Genomic DNA, 9267 nt, shown 5'->3' on the forward strand with positions numbered 1-9267 from the left:
GGCGTCAGCGCATTCACAACCTCATGACCTGACAGCCACAGCAATTCAGCACATCCGCTCAATCCCCCTCCCCGCAATCCCTCGATCATTCAGGCCATCTTCATTGCCGCTGGCCACCGACCATGATCGACCGCGCCTCTTCACGCCTCACCCTCCTCGCGCTGCTCTGCGGTCTGAACTCAACCGCCCACGCCAGCGGTTTTTTCGACGATGCCAAAAGCGAAGTGCTCACCCGTAACTTCTACCTGAGCAACGACTATCGCTCGCCCTCACCCTCCGGCAAAAACTATAAACAAGAATGGGCTCAAGGTTTTATCGGCACTTTCTCATCCGGTTTCACACCTGGAACGATCGGTTTCGGCATCGATGCCCACGCCTTCGCCGGGCTGAAACTGGACGGTGGCAAAGGGCATTCCGGGACCGGTCTGCTGCCGGTCGACAGCGAAGGTCGCAGCGAAAATGACTATTCCAGCGCGGGCGGCGCACTCAAGCTGAAAACCTCGCGCACCACCCTCGCCTTCGGTGAAATGACCGTCGAAACCCCGGTGTTCGACACTTCCGACAAACGCTTGCAACCGGAGTACGCCACCGGTTTTCTGCTCAACAGCGCCGAGTTCGATCACCTCAATCTGGTGGCCGGGCATTTCACCGCGTTCAAGAATCAGGACAGTTCATCCGGCAAAGGCGATTTCTACGGCTATGGCGCCAATACCGAGGCTGGCGGGATCAGTTTTCTCGGTGCTGATCTGTTCAGCGATAGCCCCGTCGGCGGCGCGCTGTACGCCTCAGACCTCAGCGACACCTGGCGTCAGTACTACGGCAACCTGCACTTCAAACAGTCCGGCGTGCTGCTCGACGCCAACCTCTACCACACCCGCGACACCGGCCGAGCGCTGGCCGGCGCCATCGACAACACCGCGTTCAGCCTCTCCGGCAAATACACCTTCGGCCCCCACGCGGTGATGCTCGGCTGGCAACGGATCAATGGCGACACGCCGTTCGACTTCGTCGGTGGCGACTCGATCTATCTCGCCAACTCGATCAAATACGCCGATTTCAACGGCGCCAACGAACGCTCCTGGCAGGCGCGTTACGACCTCGACCTCGGCGCCTTCGGCATCCCCGGCCTGAGCTTCATGACCCGCTACGTCAGCGGCAGCCACATCGATGGCACCCATGCGCCAAAGGGCGGCGCCTACAACCCGTTCGATGCTGACAGCGGAAACTACCAGCCACAGCAAGGCGCTGGCGGCAAGCATTGGGAGCGCGATATCGATTTGAAATACGTCGTGCAATCGGGCGCGGCGAAGGACCTGTCGGTGCAGGTCTCGCATGTCTCGCACCGGGCCAACGAGGCGCAGGCAGGTGATGATATCGACCGGATCTATGTCGTAATCCAGTACCCGCTGGGCTTCTGACTCAACACGTCAACCTTCATGGAATGATTCAATTGTGTGAGTGTCGGTCACACACTGGGTTTACAGGGACAAACCATGTTTGCACCCAGCCGGTTGCCCGATCCTATGCCTTTTAAACTCCGCTGTTTAAAAGACACCTGCAGACACGTCTTTGAGGCTACACATCCTGCGCCATTGCCTTGCTACGCTACGCCAGAATCCGCCGGCTTGTGTGCTTTGGGGATCGCGCAGTTGATCATGCTCGGTGAGCTGGCAGTGAATCGGGTGATGGATAATCTGGATGTGCCGCAGTAGCGGGCCTCTATGATCGTTCCCACGCTCCCGCGTGGGAATGCCTCAACGGACGCTCCGCGTTCGGCTTTGGGATGGACGCGGAGCGTCCCGGGCTGCATTCCTTTGCTGCGCGTGGGAACGATCAATCTCTAAGGTTTTTTCAGTTCGACTCGACCTCTCCCAACATTACCATCCGTCGGATTCCAGCCCGCACCTGTCAGATCTGACAGGTGCGCAACCCCAGCAATGCGCTTTCAATCACTCCGTTACCTCACCGAACGGAGCTCGCCACCATGTCCAACCCAACACCGGATGCCCTGAAGCCCCTCTACTTCCCCGCCCTGAACCCGCTCGCCCCAGCGGAAGACTACGATGGCGGCATCCCCATTCGTGCGGTGGAAAACGGCTTGCAAGGCACTGTGCCTGCCTGGCTCTCCATGGAGATCGGCGACCGGGTCGATGTTTTTTGGAACAACGCTACGCAGGAGGTGTGGAGCAAGACCATTCAACATGCTTCCGAACTCAATCGCGATGTGATCTTCACCCTGACCAAGGATTCTGTGCTCGACGGTGACGCCACCAACGTTTACTACAAGATTTCCGGCAAGAACCATCCCGGCGAAGAATCCAGACCCCGCTTGAAGCTGCTGGTCAAACTGACCCGCCCCGGCGGATACGACGACATCCCCGGTGATGACGGCCACTCCGACCTGAATTTTTCCCTCGACCGCTACGAAGTCGACCAGAAATTTTCGGAAACCGACGTGGTGACGATGCGCATCGTTCTCTACCGCCACCTGACCCGCTACGACCGCATCCACGCCCGCTGGGGCAGCCAGCAAGTGATGCATCTGGTCACCCCGGAACAAGCGGCGGATCCGGTGAAAAACCCCATCTACATCACTTTCGATTACGACCTGATCAAGGCCGCCGGCGATGGCTCCGCGGTGGCGGTGGCGTTTCAGGTGGTCGACCGCTGCGGCAACTACCCGGACGAGCGCGCGCCATGGTCAGCCTTGCAGTCGGTGCTGGTGGACATGAACGGTGATCGACTGGACTCGCCACTGGTGCTGGTCAAAGGCCAGCCGACCGATCGCGTGGACCTTGAAACACTGGGTGACGACGACGTCATCGTTCGTGTGTACACGACGGCTAAAGACTTTGCCGTGAACGATGAAGTCGTCCTGACCTGGAGCGGCACCCCCGCGCAAGGCCCGCAAATCATCGTCGGCCCGTTATCGAAAACCGTGGAGTTCGTGCCCTTTCAGCTCGACTTTATCATCCCCAACGAAGCCGTGCGCGCCATCGCCAAGGGCAGTGCGTCGGTGGGTTTTGTCCGGCGCCGCGAGAATGAGTCCGACCGCCCCTCGAAAAACACCGGCGTCAGCGTCGTGGGCGATATCAGCCGACTGGCCGCGCCTAGCGTCGTCGAGGCACCGGACGGGACGTTGCCAGTCGACACGACGTGGGCGACGGTGAGTGCGCCGTGGTACGTCGGTCGCAACGGCAGTGATCTGCTGAACGTGATCTGGGAAGCGCAGGCGCCTGGCGGCGATACCGTTTACTACGAGGATCCGCGCCAGGTCGGCAACGTAGCGGAAGGCGAGCCCGTTCTGCGTAACGTAAGCAAAACCGAAATTCAGCGTTTCGATGGCTTGAGCGTCAAGGTTTACTACGTCGTCACCAACAGAGACAACCTGCTGCTCAGCGTGCGCGAATCGCTGCCGTTCATGATGCAGGTAGGCGTGCCAATGCCGACCTTTGATCGCCCGGAAGTCGAAGGAGCAGACGCCAATGACGTGCTGGATCCGGACAAGGTGCCGCCGACCGGCGCAACACTGGTCATGCCCTTCCTCGGCACCCAGGACAAAGACCGTGTGACCTACTACTGGCGCGGCTCGGCCAGCGGCGGCAGCACCAGCGATTATCTGGACATGATCCCGGCCACAGTAGGCAAACCGGTGAAGTTCACGGTGGGCAAGGCATACGTGACTGCCAATCGTAACGGCACGGTGACGGCGGATTACAAGATTGAGCGAGGGGGAGAAACGCTGGGGCATTCGCGGGAGTTGAAACTGCGGATCGGGGTGGCACTCGATCTTAAAGATCCCGAGATCAAAGAGGCCCCCAATAACATTCTGCAACCCATCGCCGCTAAAGACACGTTGACTGCTGTTGTCCGGGCTTATCCGGACATGATCGGTACGAATGTGAGCGTGACGTGGACAGGTACGCCGGGAGAGGGCAGCAAAACGGAAGGTCCGATAGAGGTGACCGCACAGCAGGATTTAGAGGTGCCGCTGCCCAATTCGCTGGTTGCGTTCAACCTCGGCAACGATGACGTGATGGTCATTTACACCGTTACTCGTAATGGAACGCCGCAGGGCTCGAAAGAAATGACCTTGAAGGTAGCGCCAATTGTTGATGGTGATCCCGAGTTGGGTATCCCATTTATCACCGAAGCCGCGAACAATGGCGCTGGCCCTGAGTTAAATATTAACGCGCTGACCGCCGACGCAACCATGCGACTCAACAACTGGCCGTTGATTTTTCCGGATCAGTATGTATGGTCGCGATTGAAGGGCACCAATAAAGATAACACCACGTATTCCAAAATTTTTTGGCAACCGCCAGCTTCAAAAACAGATGAAGAGTGGATCAAGCAAGGCTTTAACGCACATGCTATTCCAATTAGTGATCTGAGAAACCTGAAAAATGATAGTGAACTAGCATTAGAAATTAAGACAGCATTTGGGGGAAGTTCCGATGAAAAATACGCGACGACTTTTAAGGAGCGTGTTTATAACGTCAAGCTCCCACCACCTCTCGTCTGGGATGATCGTCCGGTGACACTGACAGTCCACACCGCTTCATTTGAAGGGGTCAGACCAGACTGGGATATCATGGCAGATTTTTATTCATATCCCTTATACCGGATCGCCGCAGGAGGAGGAGTTCCTCCTTACACATACAAATCAGCAAATGAAAGCGTCGCCACAGTTTCGCCTGGCGCTATCAAGGCTACAGGCAAAGGAAAAACCATCATTACGCTGCAAGACAGTGCAGGCCAGACTAAAACGCTTGAGGTTACAGTAGTAAATGAGCACTACACTCTGTTGTATTCTCCTAACCCTGGCACTCAAGAGGAATTTGTTGTGTGGGCGGGAAAAGTCGGGGGGAGCCTGATCCCTCCCAAGTTTTTAGGACATACTCTCGGAACTTTGTATCGCCAAAAAAATGCCAAATGGCATCACGTATCCAACCTACGCATTTCTACTACCGAAGAGATAATGAATCCGTATTTTTTTATCCAGTTCAGTCCTTTTCCAAACATCGCACCGTTTCTAACGGTCAAAAAATAACTGAGGACCACACGGAGCCAAACTATGTTTTCTGTATCTTTATAGAAACTGCGCAGCCTATGGTAAATCTCACACTAACAGTGTGACCTACCATAGGTTGCGATCTTTCTTTGTCGGAGAATTCAGCGGGGCCAGACTACGTTTCCTGCATTTTCTGATCAATATATCGCAGCCGTCGGTAACTCACTGTCGAACAGTGTATGAGCGTCTACACGTCGCAATCTTTGGCGTTGTAGAAAGTCAGCGGATTGGCAACTCCCATAGCTTCGCACCTACAAGAGTTCTCGGAAAACTCCCGGAGACTGCAGCGGTTGACTGCCCTGCCCTCACTGCCTATCCTCGCGCCTGTCACGACTCATTCGTGATCGGGTTTGACGGCCCGAAGTATTCCTAGGTCCTTGCATAGCTTCTATGGCAGCTGTGCGTGGGGCGCTTTCGAGTGCGCCGGGTTCCTAGGACCGGTCCGTCAACCCGCGTACAGTTGCCACCCAAATCGTTTGACGGCGATCACGTGGCGACTTCATTTCCTGGGAGTTACACATGACCGATCCAACCACAAAACCCACCCTCTTCGCCCCCTGCGACCACGTCGCCCACCACCTCTTCACCGTCCAACCCGATATACCCCTCCTCGACGCCCTCGAACACGCTTCCGTTTACCTCAATTGCGCCGAAGCCCTCGCCCACCAAGCCCCCACTGCCACCCGCCCGGAACACAGCGGATCACTCCAATGGGCCAGCCAGCAAATGCTTGGCACCGCCCGCGCGTTGGTCCTTGCATCCGTCGCCGGTCTACACGCCGCGCAGGCCGGAGGTGAGGCATGAGTTCGCACATTTCGATGACTCACAACGAACACAGCATTCCAGTCTTGCTGGTCTCCAGCGAAGCGCCGCTGGATGTCTTGCACAGCAGCGCAGCCAGCCGTTTTTTGGCAGTGACGCAGATGATGGAAAGTCTGGCCAGCCTGGATATCTCGTCCGCCAAAGGTGCCGATGTGCAGCAACTGGCCCATGCGGCGGCGATGTTGCTGCGTGATGGCTGTGACGTGATGGATGTGTTGGGCCGGCAGATTCGTTTGCGCGTCTGATAACGGCAAGATCAAATGATCGCAGCCTTCGGCAGCTCCTACTGAGATCGGTGCAGGAGCTGCCGAAGGCTGCGATCATGTGCTTTTTCAGCGAGGTCGAGTCAAACCTCTGAAACACTTTTCAAATAACAATATTTCTCGTTTGATACTAAATCCCGGCCCCACCCTTCGTCTCTGAACAAACGGAATTTTTCCCTCAAAGACAAGGAGTCGGCTGCGATGTTCGCGCCCATTACCCGTTCCATGACCCTCACCCTCGGCCTGTGCAGCGCTGCATTCAGCGCCGATCTGCTGGCTGAAACCGAAGCCGGAAAAACGCCGCAGCCCGCTGACACAGCGCTTGAGCTGGCCGCGACCAACGTCAGTGCGCAAGGTCTGGGCACCACCACCGAGAACACCGAGTCCTATACCACCGGCGCCATGAGCACGGCGACGCGCCTGAACCTGTCGATCAAGGAAACCCCGCAATCGGTCTCGGTGATCACCCGTCAGCAGATGGATGATTTCAAACTCGGTACATTGTCCGAGGCCATGCGCCAGACCACGGGCATTGTGGTGCAGCATCTGGATTCGGATCGGGTCAGTTATTCGTCGCGCGGTTATGCGATCAATAATTTCCAGATCGACGGGATGCTCAACACCTTTGATCGCATGAAGTCCGATTCCGACACCATCATCTACGACCGTATCGAGGTGGTGCGCGGTGCCACGGGCCTGACCACGGGGGCCGGTGATCCATCGGCGACCATCAACATGGTGCGCAAGCGTCCGACCGCGCAGTGGCAGGCGCTGGCCGGAGTCAGTGGCGGCAGCTATGACAATTATTACAGCTACGTCGATGTCGGCGGGCCGCTGGCGTTCGACGGACGCTTGCGCGGGCGCACGGTGCTGGCCTATCGCGACAACCAGTCGATCAAAGACAAATACGCGCTACAGCGGGAGGTCGGTTATGGCGTGCTCGAAGCCGACCTGACCGACTCTACCGTGCTGGCGGTCGGTTACGACTATCAGAACAAACATGGGCAAGGCTCGTCCTGGGGCACCGTGCCTTACTGGAATGCCGATGGCAGCAAGGCCGGTCTCGGCCGTTCGACCAACATGGCGACGTCGTGGAGTTCCTGGCCGCTGCAGGACAAAACCGCGTTTGCCACCCTCGATCAGCAACTGGCCGGCGGCTGGCGCCTGAAAGCTGCGTACACCCACCGCGACAGCGCGAGCGACGGCAAGGTGTATTACGGCGGTGGCGGTTTCCCCGAGGCCGACCGCAGCGGCATGCTCGCTTACACCTCGCACATGATCGGCACGCAGAAAATGCAGGCGTATGACTTCAATGTCTCCGGCCCCTACTCGCTGCTGGGCCGTGAGCACGAAATGATGTTCGGCTATGGCGAGGCCGAACGCCGCTCGAACTCGCCGTACACCATTGCCGGCGCACAACCCAGCGATTACGGAAAAATCCGCGACTGGAAGTACATGGGCGATATCGCCAAATTCAGCGACACCGTCACCGACCTCACCGGCTCCAAGGACAATACCCGACAGAAAGCCGGCTACATCGCCACACGCCTGAGCCTGGCTGATGATCTGCACGCCGTGCTCGGCAGCCGATACGGCAGCTGGGAAGCGTCCAGCACCAGCAACCGTTACGACGCCAGCCGGCAACTGACCAAGGTCGATTACACCAGCCAGAAACAGAACGACGTCTGGACGCCTTACGCCGGCCTGCTGTACGACTTGACCCCGGAGTACACGGCATACGTGAGTTACACCGACATCTTCAAACCCCAGGGCAACCGCGACAAGAACCGCAAATACATCGACCCCGTTGTCGGCAAAAACTATGAAGTGGGCGTCAAGGGCAGTTTGCTCGAGGAACGCCTGAACCTGTCCACGGCGCTGTTCTGGAGCAAGCAGGACAACGTCGCCGAACTCGACAACTCGGCCCCGGCAGATCCGGTGACCCGTGAGCAGTTCTACAAATCCGGCGGCAAGGGCAACAAGGTCAACGGCTTTGAGGCTGAAGTATCCGGCGAAATCCTGCAGGGCTGGAACATGACCGCCGGTTACACCTATACCCACTCGGTCGACGGCGACAGCGAGCGCACCAACACCAGTGAGCCGATGAATCTGTTGCGCGTCTCCACCGCGTACCGTTTACCGGGCGAATGGCAGGCGCTGACCGTAGGCGGTGCGGTGAACTGGCAGAGCGATGTGTATGGCACGTCGAGCCGACCGGTCGGCGGCGACACTCAGGAGGCACGCATCAACCAGAGCGCCTACACCGTGGTCAACCTGATGTCGCGCTATGCGTTTGATCGACACCTGTCGGCGTCGCTGAACGTCAACAACCTGTTCGACAAGAAGTATTACGACAACGTCGGCTTCTATAACGGTGTGTACTGGGGTGACCCGCGCACCGTCACCCTGAGTCTCGACTGGAAGCTCTGACCCCCGCCTATCGGGCGCAGCGCACCTACGCTTGATGTGCGCCGCGTCTGTCTGATACCGCCCCGCAACATGCTGCAAAACCTACACTGAACAGGCGTTAACCCGGTGTTAATTCACGCCACCCAGACTCTCTTCCGAGATCTGCTTCATGGACGAACGGCTCCCACTTGTTCAGTAGGAGGCACCATGAAAATCATCACCGTAATCCTTGCCGGGCTGTTTGCCCTGGGTTCTGCCAGCGTCTTTGCCGAGGGCGGCGCTGAGCGTATGCGTTATTACTACGACAACTTCCCGGTTCACCACGCCCAGAGCGCGCAGCAGAGCGACGCCAACGCGAAAGAAATTCGCGTTCCCGCCGACCAGACTGCGCAAGTGACCGAGTCCTATCGCGACTGAGATTGACCGAGCAACCGATGGACCTTCCGTGGCTCCGCTCTGGCCCGGGAGAAGACAGTTTGGCGCCCTGATTGGGGCGCCTTTTTTTATGGGCATTGAGTGGGGTGTTCGACCTTATGCTGTCGCGAGTTCGCAGATTGGGTTGGGTCAGCAAGATCCACCCCCTCACCCCAGCCCTCTCCCCAAAGGGGCGAGGGGGAAAGGGAGCCGATTTTCATGCTTTTCAAAACCGACGTTCGGCTCGATGTTTCAGGTCGGCGTACCTTGCCCAAACACCTCGGT

6 protein-coding genes and 1 pseudogene are annotated in these 9267 nt (G+C 57.8%); all 7 read left to right on the forward strand.

The genetic code is table 11. The annotated features are described in order from the left end of the window. Positions 1–122 precede the first annotated feature (122 nt). The 7 genes and pseudogenes from PMI23_RS19290 (at position 123) to PMI23_RS19315 (ending at position 8985) form a co-directional block, all read left to right on the forward strand. Positions 123–1418, forward strand: a complete 1296-nt coding sequence (locus tag PMI23_RS19290; protein WP_007913333.1) for an OprD family porin — start codon at positions 123–125, stop codon at positions 1416–1418. A gap of 213 nt (positions 1419–1631) precedes the next feature. Next, positions 1632–1712, forward strand: a pseudogene (locus PMI23_RS30345) (DUF6124 family protein); the annotation flags it as partial. Positions 1713–1984: 272 nt separating this feature from the next. Continuing rightward, on the forward strand, positions 1985–5053 hold the full coding sequence (locus tag PMI23_RS19295; protein WP_007913334.1) for a hypothetical protein: 3069 nt from the start codon (positions 1985–1987) through the stop codon (positions 5051–5053). A gap of 540 nt (positions 5054–5593) precedes the next feature. Next, positions 5594–5878, forward strand: coding sequence for a DUF3077 domain-containing protein (locus tag PMI23_RS19300; RefSeq protein WP_007913335.1), 285 nt, complete (start codon positions 5594–5596; stop codon positions 5876–5878). After that, complete coding sequence (locus tag PMI23_RS19305; RefSeq protein WP_007913336.1) at positions 5875–6141, forward strand: hypothetical protein; 267 nt, start codon at positions 5875–5877, stop codon at positions 6139–6141. The genes PMI23_RS19300 and PMI23_RS19305 overlap by 4 nt, the downstream gene beginning before the upstream one ends. Positions 6142–6360: 219 nt before the next feature. Next, a complete protein-coding gene (locus PMI23_RS19310; RefSeq protein ID WP_007913337.1) occupies positions 6361–8589 on the forward strand; it encodes a TonB-dependent siderophore receptor in 2229 nt (742 codons plus the stop codon). 186 nt (positions 8590–8775) lie between these two features. Next, a complete protein-coding gene (locus PMI23_RS19315) occupies positions 8776–8985 on the forward strand; it encodes a hypothetical protein (protein WP_007913338.1) in 210 nt (69 codons plus the stop codon). Positions 8986–9267: the final 282 nt, after the last annotated feature.

It is taken from the genome of Pseudomonas sp. GM24 (assembly GCF_000282235.1).
Taxonomy (GTDB): domain Bacteria; phylum Pseudomonadota; class Gammaproteobacteria; order Pseudomonadales; family Pseudomonadaceae; genus Aquipseudomonas.

Coding starts and splice junctions, on each gene's coding strand:
- PMI23_RS19295 (WP_007913334.1), top strand. CDS start 1,985: ATGTCCAACCCAACACCGGATGCCCTGAAGCCCCTCTACTTCCCCGCC.
- PMI23_RS19310 (WP_007913337.1), top strand. CDS start 6,361: ATGTTCGCGCCCATTACCCGTTCCATGACCCTCACCCTCGGCCTGTGC.
- PMI23_RS19315 (WP_007913338.1), top strand. CDS start 8,776: ATGAAAATCATCACCGTAATCCTTGCCGGGCTGTTTGCCCTGGGTTCT.
- PMI23_RS19305 (WP_007913336.1), top strand. CDS start 5,875: ATGAGTTCGCACATTTCGATGACTCACAACGAACACAGCATTCCAGTC.
- PMI23_RS19290 (WP_007913333.1), top strand. CDS start 123: ATGATCGACCGCGCCTCTTCACGCCTCACCCTCCTCGCGCTGCTCTGC.
- PMI23_RS19300 (WP_007913335.1), top strand. CDS start 5,594: ATGACCGATCCAACCACAAAACCCACCCTCTTCGCCCCCTGCGACCAC.